The sequence below is a fragment of the Asticcacaulis sp. genome (genome assembly GCF_047605585.1).
In the GTDB taxonomy this organism is placed as follows: domain Bacteria; phylum Pseudomonadota; class Alphaproteobacteria; order Caulobacterales; family Caulobacteraceae; genus Asticcacaulis.
Genome location: NZ_JASGFK010000009.1, coordinates 86461 through 104282, shown reverse-complemented (window position 1 = coordinate 104282; position 17822 = coordinate 86461). Strand labels below are relative to the sequence as shown.

Sequence of the window (17822 nt, the reverse complement as noted above, 5' to 3'; positions counted from 1 at the left end):
CTGGCGAGCGGTCGTACGGAAGGCAAATGCGAAGGCCGCGTAAAACATAGCCTCTCCCTTGTCGGCAAGCCAAGCGAAACTTGATGCACTGCCGCAAGATTGCTGCGTGCGGCGCGTGGACAAGAAAAGTCTTGAAAGCGATAAAATCCCTTTGTAACAGCCTTATTCGTGCCGTAAGACACAGCCACATAATGGCGGCTTCCGGTCCGTGACACATTACGGACCCTTTTGCCGCGCCCACAGGATAGATAACGAACGATGATCACCCTCTTCCGTGAATTCACCAAGTCCTGGATATTCAAAGGCCTGATGGTGCTGCTGGTGGCGTCGTTCGCCGTATTTGGCCTGCGCGATGTCTTCAGCAAGGTGGGCGGCGACAATGTGCTGACCGCCGGCAAGCGTAGTGTCAGCGCCGCCGAGTTCAAGAGCGACATCGAGCGCTACAAGCAGAACTATGCCGAGCAGAATCAGGGGCAAAGCATCAGCAATGACGAACTGGTCCAGAGCGGCCAGCACGTCCAGTTGCTCAATGAGCTGGCCGACCAGACCGCCTTCAATGCCTGGCTCGATTCGATCGGCGTGAAGCCGTCGGCAAAGATGATCCTGGCCCAGATCGCCAAGTATCCGGCCTTCTTCAACAGCGTTACTGGCCGTTTCGACGCCGACATCTACCGTCAGCGCCTGGCTCAGGCACAGATGACGGCCAAGCAGCTCGAAGACAGTTTCTCGGATGAAATCGCCAGCCAGCAATACATCACTGCCGCGGTTTCCGGCTTCAAGGCGCCACGCATCTATGCGGCGACCCAGGCGGCCATGAACATGCAGGCGCGGGACGCCAGCGTCTTCATCCTCAACGAGAAGAACATCACAATGCCGGCGGCCCCGACTGATGCCGACCTCACCGCCTTCTATAATTCGCGCCTCGAACAACTGAAGATGCCCGAATTGCGTCAGGCCTCGGTCGTGCGCTTCGATCCGGACGTCTATCTGAAGTCGATCCCCGTCGATGAGACCGCCGTCCGCAAGATGTATGACGATCGCCTGAAGACGCTGGCGACGCCGGAAACCCGTTCGTTCCAGGTGGTGACCGCCCAGTCCCAGGCCGACGCCGACGCCATTTCCGCCGCCCTGAAATCCGGCCAGTCGCCGGAAGACGCCGCCAAGGCGCACAAGGGCCAGGTCATCCCCTACACCGGTAAGGCCCAGAAGGACGTGCCGGACGCCAAGATCGCCGCCGCCGCCTTTGGTGGCCTGAAGACTGGCGACATTTCGCCTGCCCTCCAGGGCGAACTCGGCTTCGCCGTTATCAAGATGGGCGAGATCAAGACCGGCTCGACTCCGTCCTATGAAAGCCTCCATGCCGAACTGGCGCAGAGCTATGTCAAGGAACAGGCCGCCAACCGTGTCAACAAGGACTCGAACGCCTTCTCCGATGCTATCCGCGCCGGCAAGGACTTCGAGACCACCGCCAAGGAACTCGGCCTGACCGTCATCAAGCTTGAGCCGATGACAGCCCAAGGCCAGACCAACAATCGGCAGGCCAACTATTCGAAGTTCACCGCCCTGGTGAAGGCCATCTATGACCTGCCGTCGGCCGGTTCGGCCTCGGATGTCGAGGAACTCGGCGAAGGGCAGTATTTCGCCGTGCGTCTCGATGCCGTGAAGCCCGCCGGTGCGCCGCCGCTGGCCCAGATCAAAGGCGAACTGGCGCAATACTGGATGGCCGAAAAGGTCGGCTCCGCTGTGCAGGATCTGGCCAACAAGGCACTGGAGCGCCTGAAGAAGGGTGAATCCATCGCAGCCGTTGCCGCCAGCCTCAATGCCCAGGTCAAGCCGCTGAATAATCTGAACCGCGCCACCATCCAGCAGACCGGCCTGCCGGATCAACTGGCCAGCCGTATCTTCGCCGGACAGGCCGGTGACAGTTTCAGCACGCAGCTCAACCAGGTCAATATCGCCGTTGGCCATATTGATGCCATCCGCCAGCCGGACGCTCAGCAGGCCAATTCCATGGCCGCGATGATGGAGGGCCAGATGACCCAGAGCATCCAGCGCGACATCGCCCTGACCACCCAGAGCGCTGCCCGCAAGGCCGTCAAGACCGAGGTCTATCCGAACACCGCGGCCTCGGCCCTGGGCGTGACCCCGGCCGATCCGAAAGCGCAAAAAGACACCATCAAGACGGAAGAGAAGAAGTGATCGGAGAGGCCGTGACCTTAGCCGCCAGTGAAGGCGCCTTTACGAAAGTGTACGAGGCGGGCAAGCCCTATATCGTTTGCCGCAAACTGATCGACGACCTGGAAACGCCGGTTTCGGCTTATCTCAAGCTGTCGCGCTGCCGTCCCTATTCTTTCCTGTTCGAATCGGTCGAGGGCGGCTCGCTGTCAGGCCGTTACTCGATCATTACCCTTTCGCCCGACCTGGTATGGCGCTGCTTCGGCGACAAGGCCGAACTGGCGCGCGGCCCCGACATCGCGACGGCCTGCTATACGCCGGAAGCCCTGCCAACGTTGGACTCCCTGCGCGCTCTGGTCGCCGCCAACCGCATGGAGATCCCCGAAGGCCTGCCCCCGATGGTTTCCGGCCTGTTCGGCGTCTTCGGCTATGACATGATCCGTCTGATGGAGCCGCTTGGCGCCGCCAATCCGGACCCGCTGAACCTGCCGGATGCCTGCCTGGTGCGCCCGTCAGTGATTTGCGTCTTCGATAATGTGGCGCATGAAATCCTGCTGGCCAGTCCGGTCTGGCCGGACGCTCAGTCGGCCCAGGATGCCTACAGCGCCGCGCTGGCCCGCCTCGATTCCGTCGAGTCCGACTTGCGCGTGCCCCTTGCCGCCCAGCCGACAGCGACGGATCATAATCAGGAACCGTTGATGTCGCCGACCTCGGCGCTCGATTACGGCCGCATGGTCGAAGCCTCGAAAGAGTATATCGCTGCCGGCGATATCTTCCAGGTGGTGCCTAGCCATCGCTTCGAGGCGCCGTTCCATCTCGATCCGCTGTCCTTCTACCGTAGCTTGCGCCGTCACAACCCGTCGCCCTATCTCTATTACCTGAATTTCGGTGACTTCCAGTTGGCCGGTTCGTCGCCGGAAATCCTGGTGCGTGTGCGCGATGGCAAGCTGACCATCCGTCCGATCGCCGGTACCCGCCCGCGCGGCAAGACGCCGGAACAGGACAAGGCGCTGGAAAAGGAACTGCTGGCCGATCCGAAGGAACTGTCGGAACATCTGATGCTGCTCGACCTCGGCCGTAATGATGTCGGCCGCATCGCCAAGCCGGCCAGCGTGCGCGTCACCGAAAAGTTCGTCATCGAACGCTACAGCCATGTCATGCACATCGTCTCCAATGTCGAGGGCGATGCACCGGACGATGTCGATGCTGTGGATGCCCTGCTGGCCGCCCTGCCCGCCGGCACGCTTTCCGGCGCGCCCAAGGTACGGGCCATGGAGATCATCGACGAGCTGGAATCGGTCAAGCGTGGTGTCGTCTATGGCGGCGGCGTCGGCTATATCTCCAGCGGCGGCAGTGTCGATATCTGCATCGTCCTGCGCACGGCCCTGTTCAAGGACCAGATGATGTACGTGCAGGCCGGTGCCGGCGTGGTGGCCGACAGCGTGCCGCAGACCGAATATGAGGAAACCTGCCACAAGGCCGGCGCCCTGATCCGGGCCGCCCAGGACGCCTGGCGCTACACCTACCAGCAGAACTAACGGCTTAGCGCGCCGACTCGCTGCCCAGCGGAATGGCTTCGGTCACCGTTTCGCCGGCAGTGCTGGAAATCTCGAAATCCGCCTTGCTCGCCGGTTCGGCATGCCTTGCCGTGGTGGCGGGCTTGCCAGGCGTGGCGCTGATCATCGGGTTCTTGGTATAGACATAGGCCAGCAGGGTCGCCGCACCAATAAAGGCGCATCCAGCCAGCAGGGGCACAACACCGGGTAGGCGCACGCGTGGTGGCGTCTGCAGCAGGTCGAATGCGGCATCCAGGCGCTCATCCTGCCTGTCGCCTCCGGCTGTATCCTCGTCTCGAATCGTCTTCATGACCGCACAGATTAAGGTGATTTGCCCGTATGCAAAAGTCTCGCGATGTTTTGGCTTGGAAAGCGGAACGCTTTTGCTTACATACGCCGTGTTGCGTCATGTGTTTTGTAATGCCTGACGCTCGTCGCGGAGGGCAGCCATGATCCTGGTGATCGATAATTACGACAGCTTTACCTATAATCTCGTCCATTACCTTGCGGAACTGGGCGCGGAAACACAGGTCTGGCGTAACGATGCCCTGAGCGTGCAGGATGCCCTGGCCCTGGCACCGAAGGCCATTCTGCTGTCGCCAGGCCCCTGCGCGCCCGATCAGGCCGGAATCTGCCTGCCGCTGCTACGCGCCGCGCCAGAGGATATGCCGGTGCTCGGCGTCTGCCTCGGCCACCAGTCGATCGGCCAGGCCTATGGCGGCGACGTCATTCGCGCCAAGACCCTGATGCACGGCAAGACCAGCCTGATCCATCACAGCAACACCGGTATCTTCAAGGGGCTGCCCAATCCGTTCACCGCCACGCGCTACCATTCGCTGGCCGTGAAGCGCGAAACCCTGCCGGCTGACCTGGAAGTCACCGCCTGGACCGACGATGGCGAGATCATGGGCGTGCAGCACAAGACCCGCCCGATCCACGGCGTCCAATTCCACCCGGAATCGATCGCTACCGAAGGCGGCCACCAGCTGCTGGCCAATTTCCTCGAACTGGCCGGCATCGAAAGCCACAACCTCTATGTCTGATGCCTTCAAGCCCCTGCTGGCCAAGCTCGCCGAAGGCCAGACCCTCAACGAAGATGACGCCGAACAGTTCTTTTCCGCCTGCCTGCGCGGCGAACCGACTCCGGCCCAGGTGGCCGCTGCCGTCACTGCCATCCGCATTCGCGGCGAGACGGTCGGCGAAATCGCCGCCTGCGCCCGCGCCATGCGCAAGGCCGCCATCCATCTTGACCATCCGTATGAGGTCATCGATGTTTGCGGCACCGGCGGCGATGGGCTGCATACGCTGAATATCTCGACCGCCGTGGGTTTCGTGGCGGCGGGCGGCGGGCTGAAGGTGGCCAAGCACGGCAATCGCGCCATCACCTCGAAATCCGGCACGGCCGATGTGCTGGCAGCCCTCGGCGTCAATATTGAAGCCACGCTCGAACAACAGCGTGCGGCACTGGATCAGGCCGGTATCTGCTTCATGTTCGCCCAGTCGCACCATGGCGCCATGCGTCATGTCTCGCCGATCCGTCAGCAGCTCGGTTTCCGCACCATTTTCAACCTGCTGGGCCCGCTCAGCAATCCGGCCGGCGCGAAGCGTCAGGTGGTCGGCGTGCCCTCGCCGCGCTTTGTCGAGCCCATCGCTCAGGCGCTCGGCCAGTTAGGCGCGGTCAAGGCGTGGTCGGTGCATGGTTCCGGGCTCGATGAACTGACCACCACGGGGGAAACCGATGTCGCCGAATGGCGCGATGGCTTTGTCCGCCTGTTCAAGATCACGCCTGAAGCCGTGGGGTTGCCACGCGCCGCCCTGGCCGATATCACCGGCGGTGCGCCTGAACATAATGCCAAAGAACTGGCGGCCCTGCTCGATGGTAAAAAAGGCGCCTATCGCGATATCGTTCTGCTCAATGCCGCTGCCGCCTTCCTGGTGGCCGACACCGTGGAAACCCTGCGCGAAGGCGTCGAGCTGGCCGCACGGGTCATCGATGACGGCCGGGCCCGCCAGGCACTCGATACCCTGATCCGGGTCACGGCGGCCGCATAACCCATATAACGCAAGTGTTTATCCCGCGTGATGACGCGGCATGATAGGTTGGAGACACCATGCCTCAGGAAAATGATATGCTGGATATCCTCGACAAGATCGCTACATACAAGCGCGAAGACGTCGCCGTGCGCCGCACCAATACCACGCTGGGCGATCTGGAAGCCCACATCGGGGCGGCCGGTCCCGCGCGCGGCTTCGCTCGCGCCCTCGTCGCCAACCAGCAAGCCGGCAGCCTGTCCCTGATCGCCGAGATCAAGAAGGCCAGCCCGTCCAAGGGGCTGATTCGCGAGGATTTCGACCCCACCTATCTGGCGCAGTGCTATGAGGCTGGCGGCGCCACCTGTCTGTCGATCCTGACGGACAACCCCAGCTTCATGGGCCACGAATCGCACTTCCAGTCGGCCCGCGCCGCCGTTTCCCTGCCCTGTATCCGCAAGGAATTTCTCGTCGATACCTGGCAGGTGACCGAATCGAGGGCCATTGGCGCCGATGCCATCCTGGTCATTATGGCGATGATCGACGATGCCCTGGCCGCCGACCTCATCGATACCGCCCACCACTACGGCATGGACGCCCTGGTCGAGGTTCATGATGCCAGTGAAATGGAACGCGCCCTTAAGCTAAAATCCAAGCTGATCGGTATAAACAACCGAAATCTCAGGGATTTTCATGTCGATCTGGCCGTCACTGAAGCCCTGGCGCCGATGGTTTCCAAGGAGCATATTCTGGTGGCTGAAAGCGGCATCTTCACACCGTTCGATGTCAGGCGTCTGGCTCGTACAGGCGCAAAGGCCATGCTGGTCGGTGAAAGCCTGATGCGGCAAGGCGATGTGACTGAAGCTACGAAAAATCTACTGGCCGTTTAGAGCACTTTTCGGATTAAAAAGTGCGTTGAAACAAAATGCCAGATTATCGATGTCACCTGATCAGATCGATAATCTGGCGAAATTTGTTCAGCGTTAGCTTGACATTAACAAGAACACATATAGAACATCGAGCATAGGTTCATGACTTGTTCCCGCATTTTTGGCGGGCCGAGCGATGCTTGAGGTTTTGCCATGCTGACGACCAAACAACGCGAACTCCTGATGTTCATTCATGAACGGATTAAGGAGGCCGGCGTTTCGCCCTCCTTCGACGAGATGAAGGAGGCACTGGATCTCGCTTCCAAGTCCGGCATTCACCGGCTGATCACCGCCCTGGAGGAACGCGGCTTTATCCGTCGCCTGGCGCATAGGGCCCGCGCGCTCGAAGTCATCAAGCTGCCGGACCAGGCCACCGCCTCCGCCCCGCCGCGCGGCCGTCAGGCCTTTGTGCCGCAGGTCGTTGAGGGCAGCAAACCGGCCGCTGAAACGCCGAAAGCAGTCAATGACGATACCCGCGAACTCCCCCTGCTGGGCAAGATTGCCGCTGGCGTGCCGATCGAAGCCATGGGCCATGAGCGCGACCGCCTGCGCGTGCCGGAATCGATGTTGGGGGCCGGTGAGCACTATGTTCTCGAAATCGAGGGCGACTCGATGATCAATGCCGGCATCCTCAATGGCGATCTTGTCGTCATTAAGAAGACCGACAGCGCGCAATCCGGCGAAATCGTCGTTGCCCTGGTCGATGACGAAACCGCCACACTCAAGCGCCTGCGCAAGAAGGGCGCCTCCATTGCCCTGGAAGCCGCTAATCCGAATTACAAGACGCAGATCTATAATGACGGTCAGGTCAGGGTTCAGGGGCGTCTGGTCGGCCTGATGCGCAAGTACCATTAATAAGTGGCCTCCCCTTCGGCCTCCGAAGGATGGGACCAGTAACGGTGACCTCTTAAGGGCTGGGCGGCCTTGATCGTCCAGCCCTTTTCTGTGCGCGTCAGTTCCATTGCGCCCATGTCGCGGAAATCGCCAGCGCTGATATGATTTACGCCAGTGCAGTCCACCGGCCAGTCCCCGACTGGGTTACGCAGAACAATCAAATCACTTGCGTGACACAAGTCAGTGAGGCGGTCAGCTTTGGGCGGCTTGTTGCTGAACCAGAAACCGACACGGAATGCCCCCTGCGGCAAGGGCGTACAGCCATAACCCTTGCAGGCAAAGTCCATGTCTCGTAGCCCTTCATCGCGCACCTTAAGGCCATAATGCTGGCTCCACTGCGTAAAGCCATACTGCCGGACCTTCGGCCTTAAAACATAGGCGGCATCACCCTTTCGGATGGCTGCATTGCCGCCCTCGGCATCGATCCAGATATCCGGCGGTGTCACGCGTGGCCACCACAATATGGCCGAGGCCGCAATCAACCCGATCCAGCGGATGCGTCCGCGCACGAGGCATGTCCATATCAGCCCCAGGAAGGATATGGGCAGCACATAGCCCGGTGCGCTCGGCCAGTTAATGACAGCGTGCGGCAGGCCTGCGGTCAGCGCGGCAATCCGCTCAATTAGCCATAGTCCGACACCGGCTATCCGCAGGCATATCCCCCCGAAAGGCGTAGCCGAAAAGACCGTGCCCACCGCCAGGGCCGGCATGACCACAAAGGCCGTGACCGGTGCCTCGAACAGGTTGGATAGCAGACCATAGACCGAAAAGCGGTTGAAATAGGCGATGGCGAAAGGCGTTGTGGCGGCAGTAGCGACGATAGAGGCCAACAATGACAGCCACAAGCCATGCACAGCCGACTGGATGGCTTTGACCCACATCGGCACGCTGATCTCGCCAACAGGTCTCTGCAGGCTTTCCGCCAGTGCCAGCAAGGCAGCGGTGGCGCTGAACGACATCTGAAATCCGGGCTGGATGACCGCTTCCGGCGTCAGGCAGATCACCACAATGGCAGCAATGGCCAGAGCGCGCAGGCTTAAGGCCCGTCGGTCGAGTAATATGGCGCCAAAGGCCACACAGGCGACTACGGCTGAGCGTACCGCCGGCGCCGGCGATCCCGACAGGGCGAGATAGAGTAGTATACAGAGGATGCTTAAGCCCGCTGCCCATTTCTTGATAGGCACATGCAGGGCGAGCCACGGTACGCAGGCCATCAGTCCGCGCAGGGCAAAGAAGACAAAGCCGCCGACTATCGCCATATGGACGCCGGAGATCGACAATATATGCGCCAGTCCAGAATCGCGCATGTTGCCGATCAGACTTTGCGGGATGAACTGCTCATGCCCCGTCACCAGCGCTGCCGCGAAGCCGCCAATCGCCCGGCCATTTTGCCAGTTCGGCGCGGTCGTGCGCACCAGCTTCTCGGTGATCGACCAGCGCAGACGGTTCAGTTTCATAACCAGGTCCAGCCGCCAGTTATGCGGCGGTGCTTGGATGACGCGCGGCGTGCCGGGCACAAGTCCGACGCCACCGATACCCTGATACCAGGCAGTCCGGGCGAAGTCATAGCCGCCCGGCATATTGGGTGGAGGCGGTGGATTGAGCAGGGCGAACATCGAGATGGCATCGCCCGGCTTCAACCCGGCGGCCTCTATCATCCCCGGCCGCAACGAGACCCGCAATCGCAAAGGCGTGTCCTCCGGCCGCACGCCTCGCATGACTATCGGCGCCAGCAACAGGCGCGGCTGGTCTTCGCTGGGCGATACTACATCGATGACAAAAGCATCCAGCGTATAGGTGCTGATCTCGGCGCTGAGCACAGGCGCCCGGACATGCTCGGTTCTCAGCTTGCAGACCGCCACGCCTATCAAAAACACCGCCACCAGCGTGAGCAGGTTCAGCCAGACACCCGGCAATCCGTATTGCCGAGCTGCCATCCAAAGGCCCACACCTGCTGCCGCGGGGATCATCACCCACCCGACGGCCGGCTCGAACGGCAGGAAGAGATAGGCAGCCGCCCCTGCCCCCAGCGCCACCGGCAGCCACAGGAACAGGCGCCCCGTCTGCAGCGCCGCCACCTCGCCGATCCGGCTTTTGAGGAAAAGAAATGCGGAATCCAAGCGAAGCGCGCCTTTAGATGTGACAAAGGACTTGGGTTGCCGCCAAAGAGAGCTATAAGACCCCCAAACTGCCCCCTATCCAGCGGATCAACTGACCATGACTACACCGAAACCGCAAGCTGTCGTGACACGTTTTGCGCCTTCTCCGACAGGTTACCTGCATATCGGCGGCGCGCGCACGGCCCTGTTCAACTGGCTCTATGCCAAACATACCGGCGGCAAATTCCTGATCCGCATCGAGGACACCGACCGCGAGCGTTCGACCAAGGCGGCCGTCGACGCCATTTTCGAGGGGCTGGACTGGCTGGGCCTGCAAGCTGATGAAGAGATCATCTTCCAGCACGCGCGCGAAGACCGCCACAAGGCCGCCGTCGCCGAACTGGTGACGAAAGGCCGGGCCTATGCCTGTTTCATGACACCGTCGGAAACCGATGCCGCCCGCGAGGCCGCGCGCGAAGCCGGCCATGCTCTGCGTTCGCCGTGGCGCGACCGCACTCCCACGGCCGAGGACCTTGCACAACCGCACGTCATCCGTTTCAAGGGACCGCTGGCCGATACGCTGGTGGTGCCGGATGCCGTCCAGGGTGAGGTCACCTTCAATACCAAGGACATGGACGACCTGATCCTGCTACGCAGCGACGGCACCCCGACCTACAACCTGGCTGTGGTTGTAGATGACCATGACATGGGCATCACCCACATCATCCGTGGCGACGACCATCTCAATAATGCCGCCCGCCAGAGCCTGATCTATATGGCGCTGGACTGGCCGGTACCGACCTTCGCCCATATTCCACTGATTCACGGTCCGGATGGCGCCAAGCTCTCCAAGCGCCATGGCGCCCAGGCTATTGGTGATTATCAGGGGCTGGGCTACCTGCCCGAAGCCATGCGCAACTATCTGGCCCGTCTTGGCTGGTCGCACGGCGACGATGAAATCTTCGACGATGCCCAGGCCATTTCGTGGTTCGATATCGTCGATATCAACAAGGCCCCGGCCCGCCTCGATTTCGCCAAGCTTGGCTCGGTCAATGCCCACTGGATACGCGCGGCCGATAATGACCGTTTGGTCGATCTGGTGGCTGCCGAACTGGTCGCCACCGGCCATCTTGATTCGCCGGAGGTTCGCGCTACCCTCGCGCGCACGATTCCCCTGGTGAAAGAACGCGCCCAGACCATCGTGCAATTGGCCGAGGCGACCCACTTCGCCATAGCGAAAGGCCCGGTGCCGCTGGACGAAAAGACAAAAAATCTTCTGACCGAGGAAACAATTTCTCGCCTCAATCGTTTTCACGAAAATGTGTTGCAGTGGAGTGACTGGAACGCCGATTATATTGACGGACAATTGAAAAAATTCGTTGAAAATGAAGGCATTGGCTTTGGTAAAATCGGCCCGGTACTGCGTGGGGTCATGTCGGCCGGCCACCCCGCGCCCGATATTTCCAGGCTTTTGGCGTCATTGGGCCGCGAAGAGAGCCTCGTTCGGCTAACAGGGGGTCTTTTCATTTAGGATTACAGTTTGTAAAGCAGGCGCGACGCCGATTTAGGTGCGCCGCACACAGGTCCGCAAAAGCGGCCTAACCTTTTTTGAGGTAGCGTAATATGAGCCAAACCAATTCTGCCCAAATCAATATCGAAGGAAAAACCGTCGAGATGCCCGTCATGAAGGGCACGCTCGGACCGGACGTTGTCGACATCCGCAAGCTTTATGCCGGCACCGATACCTTCACCTATGATCCGGGCTTTACCTCTACCGCCTCCTGCGAAAGCAAGATCACCTTCATCGATGGCGACCAGGGCGTTCTGCTGCACCGCGGCTACCCGATCGGCCAGCTGGCGGAAAAGTCCAGCTTCCTGGAAACCTGCTACCTGCTGCTGCACGGTGAGCTGCCGACCGCAGCCGAATTCGAGCCTTTCGAGACCTCGATCACCCGTCACACCATGCTGCATGAGCAGTTTGACCGCTTCTTCTCCGGTTTCCGCCGCGATGCCCACCCGATGGCCATCATGACCGGTGCCGTCGGTGCCCTGTCTGCCTTCTATCATGACAGCCTGGATATCCATGACCTGAAGCAGCGTGAGATTTCGGCCCACCGCCTGATCGCCAAGATGCCGACCATCGCTGCCCGCGCCTACAAGTACAGCGTCGGTCAGCCCTTCGTGCATCCGCAGAACAAGCTGTCCTATGCCGAAAACTTCCTGCGCATGTGCTTTGCCGTGCCGGCTGAAGAATATGTGCCGAACCCGGTCCTGACCAAGGCCATGGACCGCATCTTCATCCTGCACGCCGATCACGAGCAGAACGCATCGACCTCGACCGTCCGTCTGGCCGGTTCGTCGGGCGCCAATCCGTTCGCCTGTATCGCCGCCGGCATCGCCTGCCTGTGGGGCCCGTCGCATGGCGGCGCCAACGAAGAAGCGCTGAACATGCTGAAGGAAATCGGCACGCCGGAGCGCATTCCGGAATTCATCGCCGGCGTCAAGGACCGCAAGTACAAGCTGATGGGTTTCGGTCACCGCGTCTACAAGAACTACGACCCGCGCGCGACCGTTATGAAGCAGTCGGCCGACGAGGTTCTGGAAGCCGTGGGCGACAAGAACGATCCGCTGTTCCAGGTCGCCAAGGAACTGGAAAAGATCGCCCTGAGCGACGAATACTTCATCGAGCGCAAGCTCTATCCGAACGTGGACTTCTATTCCGGCATCACCCTGTCGGCCATGGGCTTCCCGACCACCATGTTCACCGTGCTGTTCGCCCTGGCGCGCACCGTCGGCTGGATCGCCCAGTGGAAGGAAATGATCGAGGATCCTTCGCAGAAGATCGGTCGCCCGCGTCAGCTCTATACCGGTGCGGCGCAGCGTGATTATACGCCGATCTCGCAACGCGGTTAATCGGTTTCGGGAATGGGGTTTGGCGCCAAAGAACGTTTCCTGGGTCCCCAAGCCTTTCCTTGCAATAAAAAAGCCCTGTCCAGAGGACAGGGCTTTTTTATTGGATAGATGAAGATATAGGGGCACGGACCCCAAACCTCATTACACGACAGCAAGAAACTCCAGCACCGCCGCCGCCGCCTTTTCCGCCGGCGGTCTCTGCCCGCGCCCCATGACATCCAGCGCCTCGAACTGCTCCTGAACCTGCCGGTCACGCAAGGCGGTGTCGTCCAGCCGGTCTTCCACGGCCTTGATCAGGTTATCGGGCGTGCAGTCGTCCTGGATGAATTCCGGTGCGATGCGCTTGTCGGCCATGATGCTGAACATGGTGACATGCTTCAGGGTCGAGATGCGCTTGTAAACCCAGTAGGTCAGTGGTTCGACCTTGTAGGCGATAACCATGGGGCACCCCGCCAGGGCCAGCTCGGTCGAGACTGTGCCCGAACAGGCCAGGGCCAGGGTGGCCGTCTGCATGGCGGAATGCTTGTCGGCCTCGCCATAGACCAGAAGCGGCTTCACCGGCCATTCGGCAATGCGGCGCTCGACCAGATCGCGCACTGTATCGGCCACCGGCATGACCAGTCGCAGATCGGGTCGGGCCGCTTGAAGGCGCGCTACCACCTCGGCGAATATGGGAGACAGCCGCTTGATCTCCGCCGGCCGGCTGCCCAACAGCACCAGCAATGAAGGCGCGTCTCCCAATCCGATGCGCTGGCGGAAGGCCGCCGGGGTGGCATCAGAGAAATCGATGCTCAGGGCCGGATTGCCGACCACGACCGTTTTCAAGCCCGCCGCCTCGAAGAACGGCGGATCCATTGGATGCAGGGCCAGAAGCAGATCGACCGATTGCGCCAGGGTCTTCGCCCGGCCTGGCCGCGCGGCCCAGACTTGCGGCCCGACATATTTGATCAACTTGACCCCCGGCATCAGCTTGCGGATGGCATGGGCGACACGCAGGGTAAAGCCCCAGGAATCGACAAGGATGACCACGTCCGGCTGCTCAGCCTGCGCATAGGCGGCGGTTTCTCGCACGCGTTTCATGACTCGGCCGTAGGCCTTTACGCCTTCCAGCAGCCCCAGGATCGACAGTTCGGAAATATTGAAGGGACTGACCACCCCCTGCTCCGCCATGCGCGCCCCGCCGACGCCGCAAAAGCTCAGACTGCCCTCGGGCGCCTGGCGGCGCAGTTCGACAATCAGGCCGGCCCCGAGGGCGTCGCCAGAGGCTTCGGCGGCCACCACCATGATGCGTTTAATGCTCATCGTGGCCATAGATGAAAAGGCCCAGTTCGGCGGCGCGGGCGAAGACCGCCGGCTTGTCGACGATCAGCAGAGCATGGCTCTTTGCCACGATGCCGCATAGGCCAGCTCCAGAGGCATCTTCGACGGTCTGCAGGCCAATGGTCGGCATGTCCAGACGCAGGTCTTGTATGGGTTTGGCGAGCTTGGCCAGAACTCCCTTGCGTTTCGCAAGCGTGCCTGTGAGCGCGGGATTGAGCGTGCCGATGCGCGCCAGCAGCGCCTGAGTGCCTTCCTGTGCCTCCACCGCCAGGGTGATGCGACCGGCCACTACCACGGCCTGGCCGATATCAAGCGTGCCGATGGCCGCCGCCACGCGCAGGGCTTCCAGCGCGTCTTCCATGGCCTCCGGCGAGGGATCGGGACCGATCTGCAGGCCCTTGCCGATCAGCAGTTCTGGATTGGCCTCGTGCGCGCCTTCGATATGATAGCCCTGGGCGGTAATGACGCTGGCCAGTTGCCGCAGCAGGGAGTCGTCCCCGCCACGGCCGGCCATCTGGATGGTCGGGAGCACCCTGGCGCCGACATCGTCACGCTTCATCGTGTCGAAATCTGGCCGCTGAACATAACCGCACATGGTGACAGCCTTGCACTGCTCGGTCGAGAGGATTTCAAACAGCTTCATGAAATCGCCCAAGCCAAGCGTATGGCCGGGATGTTCATTCAGCGCCTCATCGGACAGGCTTTCGATGCGGATAACGATGTACGGGCGTCCGGTGCGCCGCAGATAACGGGCGATCTCGACCGGCAGCGCACCGCCACCGGAAATCAAGGCGATCTTGCTATCAGGCATACGTATCCTCTGTCAGAGGCGCCACGTCAGTTATCCGACGGCAGGCAAATGGGACGGCTCGAATCCTCACGGATAAAGCGCACGATTTCAACCACCTGGTCGATGTCCGAAAAGTTCTCCAGCACATCGTCCAGACGCTCCTGAAAGGTGCCTTCCTCCGCAAACATCATGCGATAGGCCGTGCGTAGCGCCAGGATCAGTTCGCGCGAGAACCCGCGGCGTTTCAGGCCGACCAGGTTCAGCCCCTCCAGACGCGCGTGATTGCCCCAGACCGACCCATAGGGAATGACGTCCTTGGTGACGATGGCGCCGCCGCCAATAAAGCAATACCGGCCCAGCCGCGCAAACTGATGCACGGCGCACGACCCGCCCAGGAAAACAAAATCACCGACCTGTACGTGGCCGCCAATCGACGCCTGGTTCGCCATGATGACGTTGTTACCCAGGATGCAGTCGTGTGCCACGCCGGAGCCCGCCATAAACATGCAGTCGTTGCCGACCACAGTGACACCGCCGCCCTTTTCCGTACCGGTATGCATGATGACGTGTTCACGCACCAGCGTCCGCTCGCCGACAGTCAGCTTCGTCGGTTCGCCCTTGTGCGCCAGGTGCTGCGGCGGACCGCCCAGGCAGGCAAAGGGATGAATAACGCTGTCCGCACCGATTTCAGTCAGACCATCGATGACGGCATGCGATTTAAGACTAACCCGATCATTGAGCGTGACCTTAGGTCCGACAATGCAGTAAGGACCGATGGAAACGTCCGCGCCCAATTGCGCGCCATCATGGACAATCGCCGTCGGGTGAATGGTTACTGTCATTTCGGGCTCTCGACCACCATGGCGGCGAATTCGGCCTCGCAGACGATCTTGTCGTTCACATAGGCCTCACCGCGGAATTTGAAGATATCGCCGCGATGACGCACGACCTCGACCGGCATGCGCACCACGTCGCCCGGACGCACCGGACTGCGGAACTTTACACCATCCACCGACATAAAGAAGATGGTCTTGCCTTCAACATCTGCGTCCAAAGATTTCGACATCAGCACGGCGCCGGTCTGGCCCATAGCCTCGATCAGCAGGACACCGGGCATGACCGGGTTCTCCGGAAAGTGGCCATTGAAGAACGGTTCATTGAAGGTGACGTTCTTGATGCCAACCATCGACTTGTTCTTCACCCAGTCCTCGCCGCGATCGATCAGCAGGAAGGGATAACGGTGCGGAATGCGCTTGAGGATTTCGGCATAATCCACGCTGGCCTGAGACTCAACCGTCTCCGGCGTGTTATCAGCGGTCGTGCTCATCTAGGTTCTTGCCCCTTATTCTTGTCACTGTCTTTTGTGTCTTTAGTCATTGCGTTCTTTTCCAGCCAGACCATTTCGCGCAGGAACTGGCGTGACGGACGCGCCGGGAAGCCGGACACCGTGGCGCCGGCCGGCACATCCTTGAAAACACAGGCACCAGCGGCCACTTTCGCGCCGGCGCCCACGTCGATGTGGTCGATAACACCCGCCCGCCCCCCGAACATGGCGCCGTCGCCGATGGTGACCGAACCCGAAATGCCCGTATGGGCTGCCAGGATGCAGTTACGTCCAACCTGGCAATTATGGCCAATCTGAACCATGTTGTCGATCTTGGTCGAGTCCCCGATCACCGTATCATCATAGGCGCCACGGTCGATACAGGTGCCCGAACCGACGCTGACATCGTCCTGCAGGATAACTCGGCCCAGCTGAGGTACATCGACCAGCCCTTTGGCGTCACCGCTGACTCCGAAACCAGCCTCACCGATATGGGCGCCGGAAAGGATTTGTACGCGATCGCCGATCAGGGCGCAGTAGACGGTACTGTGAGCACCGATACGGCAATTTCGCCCGATCCGGCAGCCGGGACCGATCACGGCATAGGCCTCGATACGGGTGCCCGCACCGATTTCGGCGCCTTGACCAATAACCACGCCGACGCCGAGGGTCACGCCTTCTTCGAGTCGGGCGGTCGGATGCACCGCCTCCGTGCCTTCATGTCGTTTTGTCCGGTAAAGCCGGGCCGCCAGCCGCGACCAGGCCGCCTGTGGACTGGCGGCGACCAGGGCGATACTGCCGGCCGGCACCTGGTCGGCATGGGGGGCGGATACAAAGATGAACTCGGCCTTCGATTGATGCAGCTGGCTGAGATAGCGGCGGTCGGCGAAGAAGGCGGCGCTGCCCTGCCCCCCAGACGACAAAGGGGCGCAGGCCGTAATCAGCCCACTCCCCTTCATTTCCGGCGCAATGAGCCGGCTGGAGGTTATCGCCGCCACCTGATCCAGGTCGATTTGGGAATCGACATCATAAAAACGGGGATCAGGCATATACGGCGTTATCTCTGTCTTACTTCGCTGGGGCTGCGGCTCCTGCGGCCGGCTGATCCAGCTTCACGCGGTCAAAGGCCGGCAGGGTTTCGCCCGACGCATTCATCTTGTCCACGACCGCCGAAGTGATGTTCATCGCAGGATTGGCGTAGAGGAAGCTGGTCTGAGTCGGAGCACCATTGGTATTCGCTGTCATGTCATAATGCAACAGGGAGTCGGCCGAGATAACAGTGGCGCAGCTCTTGGCGGTGACCACGGCGTTGATCTGCGGGATCATCTTCTGGAAAATGGCCTGCATGACTTCCTGCTGGGTGTACTGCATTTCCTGGTTACGCTGCTGCACCTTGTTCTGGAACGTCTGGCGCTTTTGTTCCCAGGCTTGCGCCTTACCTTCCCAGGCGGTCTTGCCGGCCGGGGTAGCGGCGCTGGTCTTTTGCGAAGCGGACAGGGCCTTGTATTCGTCTTCAATGCCCTTGCCTTCGGCGCTGAGTTCAGCGTCAACCTGGCCCTTCAGCTGACCAAGGCGGTCCGAAGCGGCCTTGCCCATGTTGGAGGTCGCCATGGCGGTCTGTTCGTCCAGCACGCACTGGCCGGCGAGCGGCGCGCCGAAGGTCGGCGGCGTGGGGGGAGCAGGTGCCGTTGGGGCCGCAGCCGGGGCGGCGGCCTGGGCCATGACCTGGGTGCCGGCGGCGCCCATCAGGACGGCGGCGGAAGCGATGAGGAGGAGCGATGCTTTTTTCAT

Annotated in this window: 16 protein-coding genes; 8 read left to right on the top strand and 8 right to left on the bottom strand. The window is 61.1% G+C overall.

The features are described 5' to 3' along the window. Nucleotides 1-258: 258 nt before the first annotated feature. Both QM647_RS17065 and trpE read left to right on the top strand, forming a co-directional pair. Nucleotides 259-2199 (top strand): SurA N-terminal domain-containing protein, encoded by a 1941-nt coding sequence (locus tag QM647_RS17065; RefSeq protein ID WP_414996757.1) that lies wholly within the window; start codon nucleotides 259-261, stop codon nucleotides 2197-2199. A gap of 11 nt (nucleotides 2200-2210) precedes the next feature. Next, complete coding sequence (gene trpE / locus QM647_RS17060) at nucleotides 2211-3713, top strand: anthranilate synthase component I (RefSeq protein ID WP_414996756.1); 1503 nt, start codon at nucleotides 2211-2213, stop codon at nucleotides 3711-3713. A 4-nt stretch (nucleotides 3714-3717) separates the two neighbouring features. Here trpE and QM647_RS17055 read toward each other — a convergent pair whose 3' ends face one another. Further along, complete coding sequence (locus tag QM647_RS17055; protein WP_414996755.1) at nucleotides 3718-4041, bottom strand: hypothetical protein; 324 nt, start codon at nucleotides 4039-4041, stop codon at nucleotides 3718-3720. Between the two features lie 139 nt (nucleotides 4042-4180). On the opposite strand from QM647_RS17055, the gene QM647_RS17050 reads away from it, so the two are divergent. The 4 genes from QM647_RS17050 to lexA all read left to right on the top strand — a co-directional run bounded on the left by QM647_RS17050 (nucleotide 4181) and on the right by lexA (nucleotide 7546). Continuing rightward, on the top strand, nucleotides 4181-4774 hold the full coding sequence (locus QM647_RS17050) for an anthranilate synthase component II (RefSeq protein ID WP_414996754.1): 594 nt from the start codon (nucleotides 4181-4183) through the stop codon (nucleotides 4772-4774). After that, nucleotides 4767-5783, top strand: coding sequence for an anthranilate phosphoribosyltransferase (trpD, locus tag QM647_RS17045; RefSeq protein WP_414996753.1), 1017 nt, complete (start codon nucleotides 4767-4769; stop codon nucleotides 5781-5783). Before QM647_RS17050 ends, trpD begins: the two co-directional genes overlap by 8 nt. Before the next feature lie 77 nt (nucleotides 5784-5860). Further along, nucleotides 5861-6652, top strand: a complete 792-nt coding sequence (gene trpC, locus QM647_RS17040; RefSeq protein WP_414996786.1) for an indole-3-glycerol phosphate synthase TrpC — start codon at nucleotides 5861-5863, stop codon at nucleotides 6650-6652. A 192-nt stretch (nucleotides 6653-6844) separates the two neighbouring features. Continuing rightward, nucleotides 6845-7546 carry a transcriptional repressor LexA gene (gene lexA / locus QM647_RS17035; protein ID WP_414996752.1) on the top strand — a complete coding sequence of 234 codons (702 nt, stop codon included), beginning with the start codon at nucleotides 6845-6847 and terminating at the stop codon, nucleotides 7544-7546. On the opposite strand, the gene QM647_RS17030 is transcribed toward lexA, so the two are convergent. Then, on the bottom strand, nucleotides 7543-9705 hold the full coding sequence (locus QM647_RS17030) for a ComEC/Rec2 family competence protein (protein ID WP_414996751.1): 2163 nt from the start codon (nucleotides 9703-9705) through the stop codon (nucleotides 7543-7545). The two genes, lexA and QM647_RS17030, sit on opposite strands and share 4 nt — an antisense overlap. A 97-nt stretch (nucleotides 9706-9802) precedes the next feature. Here QM647_RS17030 and gltX point away from each other — a divergent pair, with 97 nt between their 5' ends. Both gltX and gltA read left to right on the top strand, forming a co-directional pair. Next, a complete protein-coding gene (gene gltX / locus QM647_RS17025; protein WP_414996750.1) occupies nucleotides 9803-11215 on the top strand; it encodes a glutamate--tRNA ligase in 1413 nt (470 codons plus the stop codon). 92 nt (nucleotides 11216-11307) lie between these two features. Next, nucleotides 11308-12597 (top strand): citrate synthase, encoded by a 1290-nt coding sequence (gltA, locus tag QM647_RS17020; RefSeq protein WP_414996749.1) that lies wholly within the window; start codon nucleotides 11308-11310, stop codon nucleotides 12595-12597. A gap of 141 nt (nucleotides 12598-12738) precedes the next feature. Here the strand turns inward: gltA and lpxB are convergent, their stop codons facing one another. From lpxB to QM647_RS16990, 6 genes are read right to left on the bottom strand one after another with little or no spacing between them, the layout of a single operon-like run. Next, complete coding sequence (gene lpxB / locus QM647_RS17015) at nucleotides 12739-13908, bottom strand: lipid-A-disaccharide synthase (RefSeq protein ID WP_414996748.1); 1170 nt, start codon at nucleotides 13906-13908, stop codon at nucleotides 12739-12741. Continuing rightward, complete coding sequence (locus tag QM647_RS17010) at nucleotides 13889-14728, bottom strand: LpxI family protein (RefSeq protein ID WP_414996747.1); 840 nt, start codon at nucleotides 14726-14728, stop codon at nucleotides 13889-13891. The genes lpxB and QM647_RS17010 overlap by 20 nt, the downstream gene beginning before the upstream one ends. 26 nt (nucleotides 14729-14754) lie before the next feature. Continuing rightward, the gene (lpxA, locus tag QM647_RS17005; RefSeq protein ID WP_414996746.1) at nucleotides 14755-15549 is read right to left on the bottom strand and encodes an acyl-ACP--UDP-N-acetylglucosamine O-acyltransferase; all 795 of its coding nucleotides are present in this window, start codon (nucleotides 15547-15549) and stop codon (nucleotides 14755-14757) included. Next, on the bottom strand, nucleotides 15546-16034 hold the full coding sequence (gene fabZ / locus QM647_RS17000) for a 3-hydroxyacyl-ACP dehydratase FabZ (RefSeq protein WP_414996745.1): 489 nt from the start codon (nucleotides 16032-16034) through the stop codon (nucleotides 15546-15548). Before fabZ ends, lpxA begins: the two co-directional genes overlap by 4 nt. After that, nucleotides 16031-17080 (bottom strand): UDP-3-O-(3-hydroxymyristoyl)glucosamine N-acyltransferase, encoded by a 1050-nt coding sequence (lpxD, locus tag QM647_RS16995; protein ID WP_414996744.1) that lies wholly within the window; start codon nucleotides 17078-17080, stop codon nucleotides 16031-16033. The genes fabZ and lpxD overlap by 4 nt, the downstream gene beginning before the upstream one ends. A 19-nt stretch (nucleotides 17081-17099) precedes the next feature. After that, nucleotides 17100-17822, bottom strand: coding sequence for an OmpH family outer membrane protein (locus QM647_RS16990; RefSeq protein ID WP_414996743.1), 723 nt, complete (start codon nucleotides 17820-17822; stop codon nucleotides 17100-17102).

What these genes read in the sequence shown, in the direction of transcription:
- lpxD (WP_414996744.1), bottom strand. Translation starts at nt 17,080, where the DNA reads ATGCCTGATCCCCGTTTTTATGATGTCGATTCCCAAATCGACCTGGAT.
- QM647_RS17010 (WP_414996747.1), bottom strand. Translation starts at nt 14,728, where the DNA reads ATGCCTGATAGCAAGATCGCCTTGATTTCCGGTGGCGGTGCGCTGCCG.
- gltX (WP_414996750.1), top strand. Translation starts at nt 9,803, where the DNA reads ATGACTACACCGAAACCGCAAGCTGTCGTGACACGTTTTGCGCCTTCT.
- trpD (WP_414996753.1), top strand. Translation starts at nt 4,767, where the DNA reads ATGTCTGATGCCTTCAAGCCCCTGCTGGCCAAGCTCGCCGAAGGCCAG.
- QM647_RS17055 (WP_414996755.1), bottom strand. Translation starts at nt 4,041, where the DNA reads ATGAAGACGATTCGAGACGAGGATACAGCCGGAGGCGACAGGCAGGAT.
- lexA (WP_414996752.1), top strand. Translation starts at nt 6,845, where the DNA reads ATGCTGACGACCAAACAACGCGAACTCCTGATGTTCATTCATGAACGG.
- gltA (WP_414996749.1), top strand. Translation starts at nt 11,308, where the DNA reads ATGAGCCAAACCAATTCTGCCCAAATCAATATCGAAGGAAAAACCGTC.
- QM647_RS17050 (WP_414996754.1), top strand. Translation starts at nt 4,181, where the DNA reads ATGATCCTGGTGATCGATAATTACGACAGCTTTACCTATAATCTCGTC.
- fabZ (WP_414996745.1), bottom strand. Translation starts at nt 16,034, where the DNA reads ATGAGCACGACCGCTGATAACACGCCGGAGACGGTTGAGTCTCAGGCC.
- lpxB (WP_414996748.1), bottom strand. Translation starts at nt 13,908, where the DNA reads ATGGCCACGATGAGCATTAAACGCATCATGGTGGTGGCCGCCGAAGCC.
- QM647_RS17065 (WP_414996757.1), top strand. Translation starts at nt 259, where the DNA reads ATGATCACCCTCTTCCGTGAATTCACCAAGTCCTGGATATTCAAAGGC.
- trpC (WP_414996786.1), top strand. Translation starts at nt 5,861, where the DNA reads ATGCTGGATATCCTCGACAAGATCGCTACATACAAGCGCGAAGACGTC.
- lpxA (WP_414996746.1), bottom strand. Translation starts at nt 15,549, where the DNA reads ATGACAGTAACCATTCACCCGACGGCGATTGTCCATGATGGCGCGCAA.
- QM647_RS16990 (WP_414996743.1), bottom strand. Translation starts at nt 17,822, where the DNA reads ATGAAAAAAGCATCGCTCCTCCTCATCGCTTCCGCCGCCGTCCTGATG.